Origin of the sequence: Streptomyces sp. MS06, assembly GCF_047200655.1 — a bacterium.
Classification (GTDB): domain Bacteria; phylum Actinomycetota; class Actinomycetes; order Streptomycetales; family Streptomycetaceae; genus Streptomyces.
Window position 1 is genome coordinate 168,822 of record NZ_JBJZOJ010000004.1, and the last position, 18,860, is coordinate 187,681.

An 18,860-nucleotide genomic window follows, 5' to 3' on the forward strand; every position below is an offset into this window, starting at 1 on the left:
TGCGAGCCGCTCCGTCCCGCGAGCCGCTCTGCCGTGAACTCTCCGAAGGAGTGATGACCGCGTGACCACGCCCTATCCCTTCACCGCCGTCGTCGGGCAGGACGACCTGCGGCTGGCTCTGCTGCTGAACGCGGTGAGCCCGTCGGTGGGCGGCGTTCTCGTGCGCGGCGAGAAGGGCACCGCGAAGTCGACCGCCGTCAGGGCGCTGGCCGCGCTCATGCCGGAGATCGAGGTGGTTCCCGGCTGCCGCTTCTCCTGCGACCCCGCCGCACCCGACGCGGCGTGCCCGGACGGTCCGCACGGGGCCGGTCCGGGTGAGTGCCGGCCCGCGCGCACGGTCGAACTGCCCGTGGGCGCCTCCGAGGACCGGCTCGTCGGGTCGCTGGACATCGAACGGGCGCTGGCGGAGGGCGTGAAGGCCTTCGAGCCGGGCCTGCTGGCCGACGCGCACCGCGGCGTCCTCTACGTCGACGAGGTCAACCTCCTCCACGACCACCTCGTGGACCTGCTGCTGGACGCCGCCGCCATGGGTGCCTCGTACGTCGAGCGCGAGGGGGTGTCCGTCCGGCACGCCGCCCGCTTCCTGCTCGTCGGAACCATGAACCCCGAGGAGGGCGAGCTGCGGCCGCAGTTGCTGGACCGCTTCGGGCTGACCGTCGAGGTGGCCGCCTCGCGCGAACCCGAGCAGCGGGTGGAGGTCGTCCGGCGCCGCCTCGCCCACGACGACGACCCGGCGGGCTTCGCCGCGCGCTGGGCCGAGGAGGAGGCCGCCGTGCGCGGGCGGATCGTCGCGGCGCGGGCGCTGCTCCCGCGGGTGCGGCTGGGTGACGGCGCGCTGCGGCAGATCGCGGCGACGTGCGCGGCGTTCGAGGTGGACGGCATGCGCGCCGACATCGTGATGGCGCGGACCGCGACCGCGCTCGCCGCCTGGGCGGGGCGGGCCGAGGTGCTCGCCGAGGACGTGCGGCAGGCCGCGCTGCTGGCGCTCCCCCACCGCCGCAGGCGGAACCCCTTCGACGCGCCGGGGCTCGACGAGGACAGGCTCGACGAGACGCTGGAGCAGTTCGGGGGCTCCCCCGACGACGAACCCGACCCTGACGACGAACCCGGCCCCGAGGACCCCGACGACCCCGGTGGCGGGGACGGCGGCGGTGGCGGGAAGCCCGACGGGGGCGGGGACGCCGACGACGGGCAGTCGTCGCCGGACGCGGGTCCGCGGGACGGTGGGACCGCCGCGGAGGCGGACACGGGCGTGCAGCCGCGGACCGGCGGCGCCGGGGAGCAGGCTCCGGTGCGGGCCGCGGAGCCCTTCCGCACGAAGGTGCTGAGCGTGCCCGGCGTCGGCGAGGGCGCCGCCGGCCGGCGTTCGCGGGCGCGCACCGAGCACGGCCGGACCATCGGGTCCCGCCGGCCGCGGGGGACGCTGACCAGGCTGCACCTGGCGGCGACCGTGCAGGCGGCGGCCCCGCACCAGCGGGCGCGCGGACGGTCCGGGCCGGGTCTGCTGGTGCGCCGGGACGACCTGCGGCAGTCCGTGCGCGAGGGCCGCGAGGGGAACCTGGTGCTGTTCGTGGTGGACGCCTCCGGGTCGATGGCGGCCCGGCAGCGGATGGGCGCCGTGAAGGGGGCCGTGCTGTCGCTGCTGCTCGACGCCTACCAGCGGCGGGACAAGGTGGGGCTGGTGACCTTCCGCGGCGCCGGCGCCGAGGTGGCGCTGCCGCCGACGTCCTCCGTGGACGTGGCGGCGGTGCGGCTGGAGTCGCTTCCCACCGGTGGCCGTACCCCGCTGGCCGCCGGGCTGCTGAAGGCGCACGAGGTGCTCCGGGTGGAGCGGCTGCGGGATCCGGCGCGGCGGGCGCTGCTGGTGGTGGTGACCGACGGCCGGGCCACCGGCGGCCCGGAGCCGGTCGCGCAGTCCGGGCGGGCCGCGCGGCTGCTCGCCGCCGGGGGCGCCGCCTCGGTGGTGGTGGACTGCGAGTCGGGGCCGGTGCGGCTCGGGCTCGCCGGGCGGCTGGCCGGGGAACTGGGCGGCACGGCCGTCGCGCTCGACGCGCTGCGGGCCGACGCGATCACCGGACTGGTCAGGGACGTGCAGGGGGCGCACGGAGCGCCGAGGAGGGCCGCGTAGTGCCGCAGGGGCAGCCGAGTGTCGTACCGGACGACGGACTGACGACCCGCCAGCGGCGGAACCGCCCGCTGGTCGTCGTGCACACCGGGGCGGGCAAGGGCAAGTCGACCGCCGCCTTCGGGCTGGCGCTGCGCGCCTGGAACCAGGGGTGGCCGATCGGGGTGTTCCAGTTCGTCAAGTCGGCGAAGTGGCGGGTCGGCGAGGAGCGGGCGCTGCGCGTGCTCGGGGCCTCCGGCGAGGGCGGCACCGTCGACTGGCACAAGATGGGCGAGGGCTGGTCCTGGGTGCAGCGCGGCCTGCAGGGCGACAACCTCAGCAACGAGGAGAAGGCCCGCGAGGGCTGGGCGCAGGTGAAGCGGGACCTGGCCGCCGAGACGTACCGGCTGTACGTGCTGGACGAGTTCGCGTACCCGATGCACTGGGGCTGGGTCGACACCTCCGAGGTGGTCGAGGTGCTGCGGGACCGGCCGGGCACCCAGCACGTGGTGATCACCGGGCGGAACGCCCCGGGGGAACTGCTCGGCTTCGCCGACCTGGTCACCGAGATGTCCAAGGTGAAGCACCCGATGGACGCCGGCCAGAAGGGCCAGAGAGGCATCGAGTGGTGACCCGGCCGGTGCCCCGGCTGGTCGTCGCCGCGCCCTCCTCCGGCAGCGGCAAGACGACGGTCGCGACGGGCCTGATGGCGGCGTTCGCCGCGCGGGGGCTCGCGGTGTCCCCGCACAAGGTGGGGCCGGACTACATCGACCCCGGCTACCACGCGCTCGCCGCCGGGCGGGCCGGGCGCAACCTCGACGCCTACCTGTGCGGGCCGGAGCTGCTCTGGCCGCTGTTCCGGCACGGGGCCCGCGGCGCGGACATCGCCTTGGTGGAGGGCGTGATGGGCCTCTACGACGGCGCCGCCGGCCAGGGCGAGCTGGCGTCGACCGCGCAGGTGGCGAAAACGCTGCGGGCGCCGGTGGTGCTGGTCGTCGACGCGTCCTCGCAGTCGCGGTCGGTCGCCGCGCTGGTGCACGGGTTCGTGTCGTGGGACCCCGAGGTGCGGATCGGGGGCCTGATCCTCAACAAGGTGGGCTCCGACCGGCACGAGGAGCTGCTGCGCGAGGCGCTGGAGTCGACGGGGGTCCCGGTGCTGGGGGTGCTGCGGCGGTCCGCCCGGCTGGACACCCCCTCGCGCCACCTGGGCCTGGTGCCGGCCGCGGAGCGGCGCGCGGCGGCCGTGGAGGCGGTCGCCGCGATGGGCGCGCGGATCGCCGAGGGGTGCGACCTGCGGGCGCTGGAGGCGCTGGCCCGGACCGCGGGCTCCCCGGCGGGCGCTGCCTGGGACCCGGGGGAGGCGGTGGGACCGCCGTCGCGCACCGCCGCGGACCGGCCGGTCGTCGCCGTCGCCGGCGGGGAGGCGTTCACGTTCTCCTACGCCGAGCACGCCGAGTTGCTGACCGCGGCCGGCGCCGACGTCGTCGTGTTCGATCCGCTGCGGGAGCAGCGCCTGCCGGACGGCACCCGCGGGCTGGTCCTCGGCGGGGGGTTCCCGGAGGTGTACGCCGCCGAGCTGTCCGCGAACGAGCCGCTGCGCCGGGCGGTCGCGGACCTGGCGCGCGGCGGGGCTCCGGTCGCCGCCGAGTGCGCCGGCCTGCTCTACCTGTGCCGGGAGCTGGACGGCCGCCCGATGTGCGGGGTGCTGGACGCGGGCGCGCGGATGGGTGAGCGGCTGACGCTCGGCTACCGGGACGCGGTGGCGGTGAGCGACAGCGTGCTCGCGCGGGCCGGGACGCGACTGCGGGGGCACGAGTTCCACCGGACCGCGGTGGAGCCCGGGGCGGGGGCGGACGCCGCCTGGGGCGTGCGCGCGCCTCACGGGCTGGAGGGTTTCGTACAGCGCGGGGTGCACGCGAGCTATCTGCACACGCACTGGGCGTCAGCGCCCGGGGTGGCCCGTCGGTTCGTGGAGAGGTGCCGGACGTCATGAGCAGCAGGCTGGTCGGGGTCGGCGTGGGGCCCGGGGATCCGGAGCTGGTGACCGTCAAGGGGGTGAACGCGCTGCGTGCCGCCGAGGTGGTCGTCGTCCCGGTGATGGCCGCGCCCGACGGGAGGGACGGCGGGGAGCCCGGGCGGGCCGAGGCCACGGTGCTGCACTACGTGGCCCGGGAGCGGGTGGTGCGGGTGGTGTTCGCGCTGAACGAGCGGGCCGACCGGGCGCGCCGGGAGGCCGCCTGGGACGCGGCGGGCGAGCGGGTGGCCGGGCTGCTGCGGGACCGCGGCCGCGTCGCCTTCGCCACCATCGGCGACCCGAACGTGTACTCGACCTTCACGTATCTGGCGCAGACCGTGACCGGACTGGTGCCGGACGTGGTGGTGGAGACGGTGCCGGGGATCACCGCCATGCAGGACCTGGCCGCCCGGTCGGGTGCCGTGCTGGCCGAGGGCACCGAGCCGCTGACGCTGGTGCCGGTGACGGCCGGTGAGGCGGTGCTCGCCCGGGCGCTGGACGGTCCGGGGACGGTGGTGGCGTACAAGTTCGGGCGGCAGGCCGCCGAGGTGGCGCGGGCGCTGCGCGCCGCCGGGCGGCTTCAGGGCGCCGTGTGGGGGTCGGCGCTGGGCCTGGAGCAGGAGTCGATCCGGCCGGCCGCGGCGCTGGACGGCGGCGCCCTTCCCTATCTGTCCACGCTGATCGCGCCGCCTCGGCGGGACGGCGGACGGGGCGGCAGGCTGTGACGCGGTTCGGGGGCGCGCCGGGGCCGGCGCGCGGGTCCGCTGCGGCTGCGGCCGCCGCCCCGGCTGCGGAGGGGCCGCCCCGGCCGGCGTGTGCGCCGGCTTCCGCAGCCGCCTCCGGGCCGGCGCCCGGGTCAGGCCGTGAAGCCCACCACCAGCCAGATGAACGCGACCCCGGCGACCGTGCACAGCAGGGTGGAGCGGGCGGGGTGCTCGTGGTGTGCCTCGGGGAGGATCTCCGCCGCGGCGAGGTAGAGCAGGACACCGCCGAACAGGCCGAGATAGCCGCCGAGCAGCGGCTCGGGGATGGTCAGGAACGAGGAGGCGGCCGCTCCGGCGACCGGGGCGACGGCGTCCGCGACGAGCATCGCGACGGCCTTGCGGCGCGCGTTGCCGTACAGCCGGGTCAGGGTGAAGGTGTTGAACCCGTCCGCGAAGTCGTGCGCGACGACGGCGAGCGCCACGGCCGTGCCCATGCCGCTGCCCACCTGGAAGGACGCGCCGATCGCCACGCCGTCCATGGCGCTGTGCCCGACCATCGCGGCGGCCGCGGTCAGACCCACCTCGGGCGCCCGGTCGTCGCCCTCGCCCGCCCCGTGCGCGGCGCGGCGCGCGGCCAGCAGCCGCTCCACCATGTGGGCCAGCAGGAACCCGCCCACGAAGAGGAGCAGCGCGGCCGGTACCCCGTGCACCCGCGTGCCGGCCGCCGCCAGCGCCTCCGGCAGCAGGTCCATGCCGACCACACCGAGCATCAGACCGCCGGCCAGTCCCAGCACCAGGTGGCGACGGTCGGTCACGCGCTGTGCCGTCCAGCCGCCGGCCAGCGTCATCAGGAACGCGCCGAGCGCGACGAGGACCGCCATAGGCCCTTGCTATCCGATCAACGCCCGCGACAACAACCCGGGCGTTCGCCCGGCCTTCCCGCACCGCTCGCAGAACTCCCCGGAGAGGATCCGTTCCCATGGCTGACGCACCCGCCGGCAAGGTGACCTTCGTCGGCGCCGGTCCCGGCGCCGCCGATCTGCTGACGTTCCGCGCCGCGCGGGCCATCGCCGAGGCCGACGTGGTGATCTGGGCGGCGAGCCTGGTGCAGGAGGAGGTCCTGCAGCACGCGCGGGAGGACGCGGAGATCCTCGACTCGGCGGCGCTGCCGCTGGAGGACGTGGTCGCCGTGTACCGGCGCGCGCACGCCGAGGGGCTGCGCGTGGCCCGCGTGCACTCCGGCGACCCCGCGCTGTGGGGCGGTACGCAGGAGCAGCTCGACCGGTGCGCCGAGATCGGGATCGAGACCGAGGTGGTCCCGGGGGTGTCGGCGTTCTCCGCGGTGGCCGCGCTGGCCCGGCGGGAGCTGACCGTCCCGGAGGTCGCGCAGTCGGTGGTGCTCACCCGGCTGGGCGGCGGCAAGACTCCGATGCCTCCCGGCGAGGAGGTCCGCGAGTTCGCCCGGCACGGCACCACCATGGCGGTCTTCCTGTCGGCGGCGCGCAGCGGGCAGCTGGTGCGGGAGCTGCTGGAGGGCGGCTACCCGACGTCCACGCCGGTCGTCGTCGCCCACCAGGCGACCTGGCCGGAGGAACTGGTGGCGCGGTGCACGATCGGCACGCTGGAGGAGACGGTCAAGCGGCACAGGCTGTGGAAGCACACCCTGTTCCTGGTCGGCCCGGCCCTCGACGCGCACGGGACCCGCTCGCACCTGTACCACCCGGGGCACTTCCACGGGCATCGCAAAGCCGACCCGGAGGCCCGCAGGGCCCTGCGCGTGCGGGGTGCGGGCACGTGATCACGGTTGTGGGTGCGGGGACGGGCGCGCCGGTCGCGGCGGACGTGGTCGCCGGGGCGGAGCTGGTCGTCGGGGGTCGGCGGCACCTGGACGCCGTACGGCTGCCCGAGGCGGCGGAGCGCGTGGTGCTCGGTCCGCTGGCGCCGGCGCTGGAGACCGTCGGGCGCTATGTGGACGCGGGGCGGCGGGTCGTCGTGCTGGCCTCCGGGGATCCGGGGTTCTTCGGGATCGTGCGGGTGCTGGCGGAGCGGTTCGGGCCGGGGCTGCTCGACGTGCGGCCGGGGGTGTCGTCGGTGTCGGCCGCGTTCGCGCGGCTGGGGCTGCCGTGGGACGACGCGGTCGTGGTCAGCGCGCACGGCCGGGACGTGCGCACGGCGGTGAACGTGTGCCGGGCGCACCCGAAGGCCGCCGTGCTGACCGGTCCCGGGGCCGGCCCGGCGGAGCTGGGCGCGGCGCTGAGGGGGTACGACCGGGTACTGGTCGTCGCGTCGGAGCTCGGCTCCGGAGGGGAGCGGCTGGAGCGGGTGACGCCCGCCGAGGCGGCCGGACGGGACTGGGGCGCGGGCGTGAACGTGGTGCTGTGCGTGGACGGGGCGCGGGCGCCGGGCACCGTGCGGACGGTGGCGGGGCCCGGCGCCCGGCCCGCCGGATGGGCGCTGGACGAGGCGGAGTTCGCCCACCGCGACTCGATGATCACCAAGTTCGAGGTGCGGGCGCTGGCGCTGGCCCGGCTCGGGCCGCGCCCCGGCGACCTGGTGTGGGACGTCGGCGCCGGATCCGGTTCGGTGGCCGTGGAGTGCGCACGGCTGGGCGCCGCCGTGTGCGCGGTGGAGCGGACGGCGGACGGAGCGGACCGGATCCGCGCCAACGCCGCCGCGCACGGGGTCGACGTGCGGGTGGTGCACGGGGCGGCGCCGGACGCGCTGTCCGCGCTGGACGAGCCCGACGCGGTGTTCGTCGGCGGCGGCGGGCGCGATCTGCCCGCGATCGTCTCCCGGTGCGCGGGGCGGGCCCGGCGGTCGGTGGTCGTCGCGATGGCCGCCCTGGACCGGGTGCCGGCGGCGCGGGCCGCGCTGCTGGACGCCGGCTGGGCGTGCGACGGGGTGCTGCTGCAGTCCTCGCGCATGGCACCGCTGCCGGGGGACGTGACCCGGCTCGCGGCGACCAATCCCGTTTTCCTGCTGTGGGGCGTGCGGCCCCCGGCGCGCAGTGAAGGAGCTGCCCAGTGAGCCCAGTGAACCCGGAGAGCCCGGCGGCCCCGGAGAGCCCGGCGGCCCCGGAGAACCCGGTGATCGGCCTGGTGTCCGCCACGGCGGCGGGGGCCTCGGCCCGCGACCGGCTGGCCGCCGCGTGGCCGGACCGCGTGCGGGTCTACGAGGGTCCCACCGCCGACGCGGTACGGCGGGCGTTCGCCGAGTGCGACGGGCTGGTGTGCTTCCTGGCGGCCGGCGCGGTGGTCCGGCTGGTGGCGCCGCTGCTCGGCGGCAAGGCCGCGGACCCCGGGGTGGTCTGCGTCGACGAGGCGGGACGGTTCGCGGTGTCGCTGCTCGGCGGGCACGGCGGCGGCGCCAACGAACTGGCCCGCGCGGTCGGCGGGGTACTGGGCGCCGAGCCGGTGGTGACGACGGCGACGGACGCCGTGGACCTCACCGGTCTGGACACCCTGGGTCTCCCGGTGGAGGGCGATGTGGCGGGGGTGACGCGAGCGCTGCTGGACGGGGAGCCGGTCCGGCTGGACTCCGAGGTGCCGTGGCCGCTGCCACCGCTGCCGTGCGGCGAGCGGGGCGCGTACACCGTGCGGGTCACCGACCGGGCGGTCGAGCCGGGGAAACGGGAGGTGCTGCTGCGGCCGCCGTCCCTGGTGGCCGGGGTCGGCGCGTCCCGGGGCGCTCCGGTGGAGGAGGTCCTCCACCTGGTGGAGGCGGCGCTGCGGGAGGCGGGACTGTCCGCACGGTCCCTCGCGGAGCTGGCCACGGTCGACGCGAAGGCCGGCGAGCCGGGCATCGTGCAGGCCGCCGAGCGGCTCGGGGTGCCGTTGGTGACGTACCCGGCCGAGGAGTTGGCCGGCGTCGCGGTGCCGCATCCTTCGGCCGCGCCGCTGGCCGCCGTCGGCACGCCGTCCGTCGCCGAGGCCGCCGCGCTCGTCCGGGGCGGTGAACTCCTGGTCCCCAAGCGGAAGTCGCAGCGTGCGGACGGGCTGCCGGCGAGGGCGACGTGCGCGGTGGCGAGGCGGCCGGGCCGCGGACGGCTCGCGGTGGTCGGGCTCGGTCCGGGTGCCCGGGACCTGCTGACCCCGCGGGCCCGGGAGGAGCTGAGGCGGGCGTCCGTGCTGGTGGGGCTGGACCAGTACGTCGACCAGATCCGCGACCTGCTGCGGCCCGGCACCCGGGTCCTGGAGTCGGGGCTCGGCGCCGAGGAGGAGCGGGCGCGCACGGCGGTGGCCGAGGCCCGGCGCGGGCAGGCGGTCGCGCTGATCGGCAGCGGCGACGCCGGGGTGTACGCGATGGCCGCGCCGGCACTGGCGGAGGCCTCCGACGACATCGACGTGGTGGGCGTGCCGGGGGTGACCGCGGCACTCGCGGCGGCGGCCCTGCTGGGCGCGCCGCTGGGCCACGACCATGTGTCGATCAGCCTGTCCGACCTGCACACGCCCTGGGAGGTCATCGAGCGGCGGGTGCGGGCGGCGGCCGAGGCCGACCTGGTGGTGACGTTCTACAACCCGCGCAGCCGCGGCCGGGCCCGGCAGCTTCCGCAGGCGCTGGCGATCCTCGCCGGGCACCGCGCTCCCGGGACGCCGGTCGGGGTGGTGCGCAACGCCTCGCGGCCGCAGGAGTCGACCCGGCTGACGACGCTGGCGGGCCTCGACCCGGCGACGGTCGACATGATGACGGTCGTGACCGTGGGCAACACGGCGACCCGGCAAATCGCGGGGCGCATGGTGACCCCGCGCGGCTACCGCTGGCAGGAGGGGCAGTCCCAGTGAACCCGGCGACCCGTGTGGTCCATCCCATCGAACAGGAGTCCTTCCGGCGGTTGCGCGCCCGGCTGGACACCTCGCACTTCCCGCCGCTGACCCGCGCGGTGGTGGAGCGGGTCGTCCACTCCGCGGCCGACCTCGACTACGCGGCCGACCTCGTCACCGACGAGAACGCGCTGGAGTCGGCGCACGCCGCGCTGCACGCCGGGGCGCCGGTGGTGGTGGACGTGGAGATGGTCGCGGCGGGCATCACCCGCCGCGAGACCGTGTGCCGGCTGCAGGACGCCCGGCCCGGACCAGGGCTGACGCGCTCGGCGCACGCGGTGCGGCTGGCGTTCGAGGACGTCGGACCGGGCGCGCTGTGGGTGGTCGGCTGCGCGCCGACCGCCCTGGAGGAGCTGCTGGCGCTGGACGCGGATCCGGCGCTGGTGATCGGTCTGCCCGTCGGTTTCGTCGGGGCGGCCGAGTCGAAGGCCGCGTTGCGCGCCACCGGGCTGCCCGCCGTGAGCAACGTGTCCGAGAAGGGCGGGTCCGCGGTCGCCGCGGCCGCCCTCAACGCCCTGCTGTACCACCCCGTTTCGCTTGAGGAGACCCCGTGACCACGCCGCAGCCCGCCCTGCTCGTCGCCGGACACGGCACCCGGGACGACGCCGGAGCGGAGGCGTTCCGCGCCTTCGTCCGCGCCCTGGGGCGCCGCCACCCCGAGCTGCCCGTGGCGGGCGGCTTCATCGAGCTGTCGCCCCCGCCGCTGGGGGAGGCGGTCGCCGAGCTGGTGGAGCGCGGGGTGCGCAGGTTCGCCGCCGTGCCGCTGATGCTGGTGTCCGCCGGGCACGCGAAGGGCGACATCCCCGCGGCGCTGGCCCGCGAGCAGGAACGGCACCCGGGGCTGTCGTACTCCTACGGCCGTCCGCTGGGCCCGCACCCGGCGCTGCTGAAGGTGCTGGAGCGGCGGCTGGACGAGGCGCTCGGCGGGGCGGTGGACCTCTCGGAGGTGACCGTGCTGCTGGTGGGGCGCGGTTCCACCGACCCGGACGCCAACGCCGAGGTGTTCAAGGCGGCGCGGCTGCTGTGGGAGGGGCGCGGGTACGCCGGTGTGGAGACGGCGTTCGTGTCGCTGGCGGCACCGGACGTGCCGAGTGGGCTGGACAGGTGCGCGCGGCTGGGCGCGCGGCAGGTCGTCGTCCTGCCGTACTTCCTGTTCACCGGGATCCTGCCGGACCGGGTGCGGCGGCAGACGGAGGAGTGGGCGGCCGCGCACCCGGAGGTGGCGGTGCGGTCGGCGGACGTGATCGGTCCGGAGCCTGAGCTGCTGGACCTGGTGATGGAGCGGTACGCGGAGGCGGTGCGCGGCGACCTGCGGATGAACTGCGACTCGTGCGTGTACCGGATCGCGCTGCCCGGCTTCGAGGAGAAGGTGGGGCAGCCGCAGCAGCCGCACTTCCACCCGGACGACGACGGGCACCACGACGGGCACGGCGACGGGCAGCAGCACGGCCACGGGCACCACCGGCACGGAGGGCACCCGCACTCCCATGCGCACTGAGGACACCCGGGAAGCCCCGCCCGACCTGCGGCACCACGGGGACGCCGAGGTGCGCGACGCGGGCGCGGACCTGGTCGACCTGGCGGTGAACGTGCGCGCGGGCACTCCGCCGCTCTGGCTGCGGGAGCGGATCGCCGGCTCGCTGGCCGGACTGGCCGCCTACCCGGACGGCAGGGCGGCCCGGGCCGCGGTCGCCGGCCGGCACCGGCTGCCGGTGGACCGGGTACTGCTCACGGCGGGGGCGGCGGAGGCGTTCGTACTGCTGGCCCGGGCGCTGAGGGTGCGGCGGCCGGTCGTGGTGCATCCGCAGTTCACCGAACCGGAGGCGGCGCTGCGGGACGCCGGGCACACGGTGGGCCGGGTACTGCTGCGGGAGGCGGACGGGTTCCGACTCGATCCGCGGGCCGTTCCCGAGGAGGCGGACCTGGTGGTGGTCGGCAACCCGACCAACCCGACGTCGGTGCTGCATCCGGCCGGGACCCTGGCCGGACTGGCCCGGCCGGGCCGGACTCTGGTGGTCGACGAGGCGTTCATGGACGCCGTGCCGGGCGAGCGGGAGGCGCTCGCGGGCCGCACGGACGTGCCCGGCCTGGTGGTGCTGCGGAGCCTGACCAAGACCTGGGGCCTGGCCGGGCTGCGCATCGGCTACCTGCTGGCCGCGCCGGAGACGGTGGCCGGGCTGGAGCGGGCGCAGCCGCTGTGGCCGGTGTCCGCGCCCGCCCTGACCGCCGCCGAGGCCTGCATGGAACCGGCGTCGCTCGCCGAGGCGGAGCGCGCGGCCCGCCGGGTCGCCGCGGACCGCGACCACCTCCTCGCCGGGCTCGCCGCGTTCGGCGGTGCGGGGCTGCGGGTGGTGGCCCCGGCCGCGGGCCCGTTCGTGCTGGTCCGCGTGGACGGCGCGGCCGCGCTGCGCAGCCGGCTGCGCGATCTGGGCTACGCGGTACGGCGCGGCGACACCTTCCCCGGTCTCGGCGGGCAGTGGTTGAGGCTGGCCGTGCGGGACCGGGGCACCGCGGACGGCTTCCTCCAGGCCTTGGACCGGGCGCTGGGACGGGCGCCCTGATCCTCGGCTCCGCGGGTCAGCCGCGGCGCCGGGCGAGGGCGAAGGCTCCCCCGCCGGCCAGCAGCAGCACCACCGACCCGGCGGCGATGTAGGGGGTCGCCTCGCTGCCGCCGGTCTCCGCCAGGCTGGCCCCGGTGTGTGAGCCCTGGGCCCGGACGGCGGAGTCGCTGGTGGCGGACGGCTCGCTGCTCGGCTGGTCACCCGGTCCGCCGCTCGGCTCGTCGCCCGGTCCGCCGCTCGGCTCGTCGCCCGGTCCGCCGCTGGGCGCGTCGCCGGGCGCTGCGGGCTGCGTCCGTGCGGCCGCCGGGCTCTCGCAGGTGGCCTCGGCCAGGGTGACGGTGCCCTTGACGTCGGCGACGTTGAGGTGGAGTGGATTGACGGTGACCTTCAGCTCCAGTGCGGTGGCGGCGGCGGTGCGGGAGGTGGTCTCGCGTCGGGACAGGTCGAGCCGGACCTCGCCGACGCCCGGCACCTTGACGTCGGTGGGCCCGCCGGCGCTGAGTGTGACCCGCTTGCCCAGGACGGTCACCGAGCCCAGCACGTTCGCGGTGGCGACCGGCTCCCTGCCGGCCTCGCAGGTCGCCCGGGAGGTGACCTGGTCGACCTCGATCAGGGACAGCAGGGGCAGGCCGGGCAGGTGCAGCCGGGCGTGCACGAGGCGGGTGAAGCCCTCGGACCGGGACGCGGTGACGGTGGCCTTCGCGGTGGCGACGTCGGCCCGCAGGACGCTGAACGGCCGGCCGCGGTCCACGCCGTCGAGGCGGGTGGTGAGGGCGTTCCGGTGGGCGGTCCGCGGGGCCTGGACCTCGTTGAGCGAGACCGTGAGCGGGACGTCCACGGTGTGGTCGAGCAGGGCGACGTCGAGCCCGGTGCGCAGGACGGCGGCGCTCGCGCGTCCGTGGTCGCCGGACGCGTGGGCGGTGCCTGCGCCGGCCAGGGCCGCGGGCCCGGCGGCCAGGGCGGTGGCCGCCGCGGCGGCGGCCAGCCGGCGGCGTGCGGGCATGCGGAAGTTCGTGCCGTTCACGGTGTGGGACCCCCAGAGGAGACATGCTTGGGACCCCGCAAGAATTACGCACGAGGAGTGAACGGGCGACGATCCTCGGTGACTTCACCCCATCGTGGGGCTTCCGGGACTGCGTTCGAATCAGGCGGCACACCTGTTCCCCGCCGACCGCTTCCGTTCCCCCGTCCGGCGGGCCCACCGGACGCGACGGCCCGCGCACGCGGCGGAGCGCGGAAGTACAACGGTCCGCGCCGACCGCGGTCACGGGCCCCTCGGCGGGCGCCGTGGCGCGACGGCTCGGTGGCGCGACGGCTCGGTGGCGCGACGGCTCGGTGGCGCGACGGCTCGGTGGCGCGACGGCTCGGTGGCGCGACGGCTCGGTGGCGCGACGGCTCGGTGGCGCGACGGCTCGGTGGTGCGACGGTGACGCGAACGGCGGCGGCGCGGGCGGCTTCGGGGCCGCGTCACGGAGGTCTGCCCCCGCGGCCGAGCGGCGACCAACCGACGGGGGCGCGGGGCGCGGGGCGGCAGGAGTACGGGGGCCGGCCTCCTGCCGGGCCGTGCCCCGCGCCGGCTCAGCCGACGACCCGCCCGTTCAGCACCACCCGGCGCGGGTCCGCGAGCACCCGCACGTCGGCCCGCGGGTCCGTCTCGTACACCACCAGGTCGGCCCGCGCGCCCTCGTCGAGGCCGGGACGGCCGAGCCACTGCCGGGCGGACCAGGTCGCCGCCGCGAGGGCGGCCAGCGGGGGCAGCCCGGCCGTCACCAGTTCCGCGACCTCGCCGGCGACCAGGCCGTGCGGGAGGTGGCCGCCGGCGTCGGTGCCGACGTACACCGGGATCCCTGCGTCGTAGGCGGCGCGGACGGTGTCGTAGCGGCGCGCGTGCAGCCGGCGCATGTGCGCCGACCAGTCCGGGTACCTGCGCTCGCCGCCGGCCGCGAGCTCCGGGAACGTGGCGATGTTCACCAGGGTCGGCACGATGGCGACGCCGCGCTCGGCGAACAGCGGGATGGTGTCCTCGGTCAGGCCGGTCGCGTGCTCCACGCAGTCGATCCCGGCCTCGACCAGATCGCGCAGGGAGTCCTCGGCGAAGCAGTGGGCGGTGACCCGGGCGCCCAGCCGGTGGGCTTCGGCGATCGCCGCCTCCACCGCGCCCCGCGGCCAGCAGGCGGACAGGTCGCCGAGGTCCCGGTCGATCCAGTCGCCCACCAGCTTGACCCAGCCGTCGCCGCGCCGGGCCTCCCGGCCGACGTACTCGACCAGGTCGTCCGGCTCGATCTCCCAGGCGTAGTTGCGCATGTAGCGGCGGGTGCGGGCGATGTGCCGGCCGGCGCGCACGATCCTCGGCAGGTCCTCGCGGTCGTCCACCCAGCGGGTGTCGGAGGGCGAGCCCGCGTCCCGGATCAGCAGGGTGCCGGCCTCGCGGTCGGTCAGCGCCTGCTTCTCCGCGACGTCCTCGGGCACCGGGCCGTCGGGGCCCAGGCCCACGTGGCAGTGCGCGTCGACGAGACCGGGCAGCGCCCAGCCCTCGACGGTGCGCACGTCGCGGGCGCCGGCGGGGCGGTCGTAGCAGATCCGCCCGTCGAGGACCCACAGCTCGTCGCGGACGTCGTCGGGTCCGACCAGGACCCGGCCCTTCACGTGCAGCACGGGGTGATCGCTCATGCGGGGCAGCCTACGCGGCCCCCGTGGCCGCCCGGCAGCCCGCATCCGCCCGGGGCTCCGCCCCGGCGTCCCCCACCGCGCCGGGGCCCGCGGCCGGCGCGGCCGGGCCGGCCGTCGCGGGGTCGAGCAGGCGGGAGAGGAAGTGGCGGGTCCGCTCGTGGCGGGGAGCCCCGATGACCCGGCCGGGTGCGCCTTCCTCGACGATCACGCCGCCGTCCATGAAGACGACCCGGTCGGCGACCTCCCGGGCGAAGGCCATCTCGTGGGTGACGACCATCATCGTCATCCCCTCGTCGGCCAGCCCGCGCATGACCGCGAGGACGTCGCCGACCAGTTCCGGGTCGAGCGCGGAGGTCGGCTCGTCGAACAGCATCACCTCGGGCCCCATCGCCAGCGAGCGGGCGATGGCGGCGCGCTGCTGCTGACCGCCGGAGAGCGACGACGGGTAGGCGTCCGCCTTGTCCGACAGTCCCACCCGGGCCAGGTTCGCGGCGGCGATCCGGGCGGCCTCGGCCCTGCCCCGCTTCAGCACCCGGCGCTGCGGCAGGGTGAGGTTCTCGGTCACCGTCAGGTGCGGGAACAGGTTGAACTGCTGGAACACCATGCCGATGCGGCGGCGGACGGCGTCGATGTCGACGTCCGGGTCGGTGACCTCCGTGCCGCCGACGAGGACCCGCCCCTCGGTGGGCTCCTCGAGCAGGTTCACGCAGCGCAGCAGTGTCGACTTGCCGGAGCCGGACGGGCCGATGACGCAGACGACCTCGCCCCGGCCGACCTCCAGGTCGATGCCGCGCAGCACCCGGTGGTCGCCGAAGGACTTGTGCAGACCGCGGACGGTGATCTCCGGACGACTCATGTCACGGCCTCCCGGGCCTTCGCCTCCAGGCGGCGTACGACGAAGCCGAGCGGGATCGTGACCAGCAGGTAGCACAGGCCGGCGACGAGGATCGGCGTGGAGTTGGCGGTGGTGCTGGCCAGGTCGCGGCCGTACTTGGACAGGTCGCGTTCCTGGAGGGTCAGGCCGAGGAGCAGCACCAGCGAGGAGTCCTTGAAGAGGATGACGAACTCGTTGGTGAGCGGCGGCAGGACGACCCGGAAGGCCTGCGGGACGACGATCGAGACCATGGCCCGGGCGGGCGAGAAGCCGAGCGAGCGGGCCGCCTCGGTCTGCCCGCGGGGCACCGCCTGGATGCCGGCGCGGAAGGTCTCGGCCATGTAGGCGGCACCCACCAGGCCCAGCGCCAGGGCGACCTTGCCGTACGTCCCTCCGGCGACCTCCGTGCCGGGGAAGGCGAGCGGAACGGCCACCCCGATGAAGATGAAGATCAGCAGGGCGGGCAGGCCGCGGAAGATCTCGATGTAGACGCCGGCGAGCCAGCGGTACGGGCCGACGGGCGAGAGCCGCATCAGCGCGACGACCATGCCGAGTACCAGTCCGACGAGGAAGCCGGAGACCGTGTAGAGCACCGTGTTGCGCAGCGCCAGCGTGAGGACGTCCGGGAACATCCGGAGTGCGATGTCCGGCTGGGCGAACTGGTTCCGCAGCCGTCCCCAGTCGGCCGTGGCCGCGAGGGCGGCCGCGGCCGCGGCGAGGACGGCGTACTGCGCCCCGCGCGCCAGGCTGCGCCTGCGGCGCCTGGTCAGTCCCTTCCGCACGGGCCCGGCGTCGTGGTCGGCGGCGGTCATGCGGCGGACGGCGCGGGGGACGGCGAGGCGGCGGACGGGTCGTAGGGGCCGATCCACTTCTCGTACAGCTTCCGGTAGGTGCCGTCGGCCTTGGCGTCGGCGAGGGCCTTGTTCACGGCGGCGAGGAGCGCGGTGTTGCCCTTCTTCACGGTGAAGCCGTACTGCTCGCCCGTGCTGAGGTTGTCGGCGACCTTGAAGGCGTTGGCGGTGGCCTTGTCCTTCAGCCAGGCCCGGACCACCGGGTAGTCGATGACGACGGCCTTGACCTGACCGGTCCGCAGCCCGTTGAGAAGGGCGTCGGAGGACTCGAAGGAGACCGGGTCGAGGCCCTGCTTCCGGGCGTAGTCCTCGCCGGTCGTCTGGGCCTGGGCGCCGACCCTGAGGCCCTTGGCCCTGATGTCCGCGAGCGAGTCGACGCCCTGGTCCCGGCCGGTCAGAACGGCCTGGGTGGCGTCGAAGTACGGGTCGGAGAAGTCGACGTTCCTCCTGCGCTCCTCGGTGATGGTCATCCCGGCGGCGGCGAGGTCGCACTTGCCGGAGTTGAGGAACGCGCCGGTCTTGAAGTTCTCGAACGGCGTGTCGAGGATCTTCTGCTGCACGCCCAGGTCCCTGGCGACCAGGTCGACGAGCGAGACGTCGAAGCCCTGGACCCTGCCGTCGATCTCCGACTGGAAGGGCGGGTAGGGCAGGTGGGTGCAGGTGGTGAGCTGCCCGGCACGAACGAGTCCGACGCCGCCGGAGGCGGCCTTCGCACCGCCGTCCGAGTCGCCGGTGGAGGTGCAGGCGGCCACGAGGACCAGTCCGGCGGTCGCGGTGGTGGCGGCCAGGACGCGGGTCCGGCGCCGGGCGGGCGTGTTCAAGGGGGCCTCCTGTTTCGGAACGGTGCGCTCCGATTATAAGGAGAAGTTTTGGTTTCCCAAATCAATCCCATGGTCCAGGACCCGTATCACCTACGAACCCGCCGGTCACGAAACGTCGCACCCCGCCGACGACACCTCCCGAGCGATCCGCGACGTCGCGTCCGGGCAGGCGGGAGCGCAGGCCCCGAGAGGGCGACGGCACGGAGGGGGCGGCGACAGGGAGGGCGTGCGACGGAGGGCGCACGGAGTCCCGGGCGCAGAAGCCGAAGGGAGGAGAGCCCGCGAGGAGACCCTGACGCGTCGGGGCGGGTCGGAGGACACCGCGAGGGGATCCGGACGCGGGCGGGGCGGGTCCGACGACGCCGCGAAGGGCGGGAGCGGACCGATGACGGAACGACGGCGGACCCGGCGGCGCGGAGGGAGCGCAACGGTGGCGGGCACGGCCGGGCGGCGGGCGCGGCACACTGATCGACGCCTGTCGCACACATGACTGGAAGCTGAATTCCGCCGCCGCAATTCCAGAATTTTTTTGGATATCCCGAAGGTAGCTTCCCGTTTTCTTATGCCCGCTTTCCGTGGCCCTAAACCCGGCAATTTCGCTCGCGTCAAAGGGCGTAATTCGGACGGGTCTCGCTCAGGTTACAGAGTTGTGACCTGTTCCACAGACTGTCTGATCCGTGGCTTTTGCGCCAGGTCAAAGCAGACATAGCGCCCGAACCTCACGCGCCCGCGCGCGCTCGCGCGATACCATATCCAGGCCTCACAGGGAACCCCATCCCTCCATGCAATTTCAATTTTCTCTCGGTAAATTCAATTTGCATGACTGCCGCACCAGCAGACCTGCACATCGACCGCCCGACGGTCGACGACGGGGCCGCCCTCTGGCGTATAGCCAAGGACTCCCGGACGCTCGACCTGAACTCCTCCTACAGCTACCTGCTGTGGTGCCGTGACTTCGCGGACACCACCGCGGTGGTGCGCGGAGCGGACGGGCGGCCGGTCGGGTTCATCACCGGGTACCTGCGGCCGGAGGCCCCGGAGACCCTGCTCGTGTGGCAGGTGGCCGTCGACACCGCCCACCGCGGCCGAGGGCTGGCCGCCCGGCTGCTCGACGGTCTGACCGCCCGGATCGCGGGCGAGCGCCCCCTGACCCGGGTCGAGACCACCATCACCCCGGGCAACACCGCATCCGAGCGGCTGTTCACGTCGTTCGCCGTACGGCACGGCGCACATGTCGAGCGGGAGGTCCTGTTCGACACGGCGCAGTTCCCGGACGGCCCGCACGACCCCGAGGTCCTGTACCGGATCGGTCCGCTGGCACTGCCGTCGCGTTGACCCGCCACGCAGCGCCTCCGTACCGACCACCGCACCGACCGCCGCACATGACTCGTCACACCGACCCGTCACTGACCAGTCGCATCGAGGAGCGATTCACTGTGAC

The 18,860-nt window shown here is 75.7% G+C and carries 17 protein-coding genes; 11 read left to right on the top strand and 6 right to left on the bottom strand.

The annotated features are described in order from the left end of the window. The first annotated feature begins 61 nt into the window (after window positions 1-61). The 4 genes from ACL02U_RS03775 to cobI are packed head-to-tail and all read left to right on the top strand — an operon-like array spanning window position 62 to window position 4,843. Complete coding sequence (locus ACL02U_RS03775; protein WP_412789153.1) at window positions 62-2,128, top strand: putative cobaltochelatase; 2,067 nt, start codon at window positions 62-64, stop codon at window positions 2,126-2,128. After that, window positions 2,128-2,736 carry a cob(I)yrinic acid a,c-diamide adenosyltransferase gene (cobO, locus tag ACL02U_RS03780; protein ID WP_412789154.1) on the top strand — a complete coding sequence of 203 codons (609 nt, stop codon included), beginning with the start codon at window positions 2,128-2,130 and terminating at the stop codon, window positions 2,734-2,736. Before ACL02U_RS03775 ends, cobO begins: the two co-directional genes overlap by 1 nt. Then, a complete protein-coding gene (locus ACL02U_RS03785; protein WP_412789172.1) occupies window positions 2,733-4,097 on the top strand; it encodes a cobyrinate a,c-diamide synthase in 1,365 nt (454 codons plus the stop codon). Before cobO ends, ACL02U_RS03785 begins: the two co-directional genes overlap by 4 nt. Further along, entirely contained in the window at window positions 4,094-4,843 is a 750-nt protein-coding gene (gene cobI, locus ACL02U_RS03790; protein WP_412789155.1) for a precorrin-2 C(20)-methyltransferase, read from the top strand. Before ACL02U_RS03785 ends, cobI begins: the two co-directional genes overlap by 4 nt. 131 nt (window positions 4,844-4,974) lie before the next feature. Here the strand turns inward: cobI and ACL02U_RS03795 are convergent, their stop codons facing one another. Then, the gene (locus tag ACL02U_RS03795) at window positions 4,975-5,703 is read right to left on the bottom strand and encodes a ZIP family metal transporter (RefSeq protein WP_412789156.1); all 729 of its coding nucleotides are present in this window, start codon (window positions 5,701-5,703) and stop codon (window positions 4,975-4,977) included. Between the two features lie 98 nt (window positions 5,704-5,801). On the opposite strand from ACL02U_RS03795, the gene cobM reads away from it, so the two are divergent. From cobM to cobC, 6 genes are read left to right on the top strand one after another with little or no spacing between them, the layout of a single operon-like run. Continuing rightward, entirely contained in the window at window positions 5,802-6,620 is an 819-nt protein-coding gene (cobM, locus tag ACL02U_RS03800; protein ID WP_412789157.1) for a precorrin-4 C(11)-methyltransferase, read from the top strand. Beyond that, a complete protein-coding gene (gene cbiE, locus ACL02U_RS03805) occupies window positions 6,617-7,849 on the top strand; it encodes a precorrin-6y C5,15-methyltransferase (decarboxylating) subunit CbiE (protein ID WP_412789158.1) in 1,233 nt (410 codons plus the stop codon). The genes cobM and cbiE overlap by 4 nt, the downstream gene beginning before the upstream one ends. Window positions 7,850-7,908: 59 nt before the next feature. Next, entirely contained in the window at window positions 7,909-9,603 is a 1,695-nt protein-coding gene (gene cobJ, locus ACL02U_RS03810; RefSeq protein WP_412789173.1) for a precorrin-3B C(17)-methyltransferase, read from the top strand. Then, on the top strand, window positions 9,600-10,196 hold the full coding sequence (locus tag ACL02U_RS03815) for a precorrin-8X methylmutase (RefSeq protein WP_412789159.1): 597 nt from the start codon (window positions 9,600-9,602) through the stop codon (window positions 10,194-10,196). Before cobJ ends, ACL02U_RS03815 begins: the two co-directional genes overlap by 4 nt. Next, window positions 10,193-11,140: a sirohydrochlorin chelatase gene (locus tag ACL02U_RS03820; RefSeq protein ID WP_412789160.1), complete on the top strand. Its 948-nt coding sequence runs from the start codon at window positions 10,193-10,195 to the stop codon at window positions 11,138-11,140. The genes ACL02U_RS03815 and ACL02U_RS03820 overlap by 4 nt, the downstream gene beginning before the upstream one ends. Then, window positions 11,130-12,203, top strand: a complete 1,074-nt coding sequence (gene cobC, locus ACL02U_RS03825) for an Rv2231c family pyridoxal phosphate-dependent protein CobC (RefSeq protein ID WP_412789161.1) — start codon at window positions 11,130-11,132, stop codon at window positions 12,201-12,203. The genes ACL02U_RS03820 and cobC overlap by 11 nt, the downstream gene beginning before the upstream one ends. 16 nt (window positions 12,204-12,219) lie before the next feature. Here cobC and ACL02U_RS03830 read toward each other — a convergent pair whose 3' ends face one another. The 5 genes from ACL02U_RS03830 to ACL02U_RS03850 form a co-directional block, all read right to left on the bottom strand. Further along, window positions 12,220-13,227, bottom strand: coding sequence for an SCO1860 family LAETG-anchored protein (locus ACL02U_RS03830; RefSeq protein ID WP_412789162.1), 1,008 nt, complete (start codon window positions 13,225-13,227; stop codon window positions 12,220-12,222). A gap of 554 nt (window positions 13,228-13,781) precedes the next feature. Next, the gene (locus tag ACL02U_RS03835) at window positions 13,782-14,873 is read right to left on the bottom strand and encodes an amidohydrolase family protein (RefSeq protein WP_412789163.1); all 1,092 of its coding nucleotides are present in this window, start codon (window positions 14,871-14,873) and stop codon (window positions 13,782-13,784) included. A 10-nt stretch (window positions 14,874-14,883) separates the two neighbouring features. Next, entirely contained in the window at window positions 14,884-15,729 is an 846-nt protein-coding gene (locus ACL02U_RS03840) for an amino acid ABC transporter ATP-binding protein (RefSeq protein WP_412789164.1), read from the bottom strand. Next, window positions 15,726-16,559: an amino acid ABC transporter permease gene (locus ACL02U_RS03845; RefSeq protein ID WP_412789165.1), complete on the bottom strand. Its 834-nt coding sequence runs from the start codon at window positions 16,557-16,559 to the stop codon at window positions 15,726-15,728. The genes ACL02U_RS03840 and ACL02U_RS03845 overlap by 4 nt, the downstream gene beginning before the upstream one ends. Continuing rightward, window positions 16,556-17,419 carry a transporter substrate-binding domain-containing protein gene (locus ACL02U_RS03850; RefSeq protein ID WP_412789166.1) on the bottom strand — a complete coding sequence of 288 codons (864 nt, stop codon included), beginning with the start codon at window positions 17,417-17,419 and terminating at the stop codon, window positions 16,556-16,558. The genes ACL02U_RS03845 and ACL02U_RS03850 overlap by 4 nt, the downstream gene beginning before the upstream one ends. An 819-nt stretch (window positions 17,420-18,238) precedes the next feature. Between ACL02U_RS03850 and ectA the strand changes: the two genes are divergently transcribed. After that, window positions 18,239-18,754 carry a diaminobutyrate acetyltransferase gene (gene ectA / locus ACL02U_RS03855; protein WP_412789167.1) on the top strand — a complete coding sequence of 172 codons (516 nt, stop codon included), beginning with the start codon at window positions 18,239-18,241 and terminating at the stop codon, window positions 18,752-18,754. The last annotated feature ends 106 nt before the right edge of the window (window positions 18,755-18,860 follow it).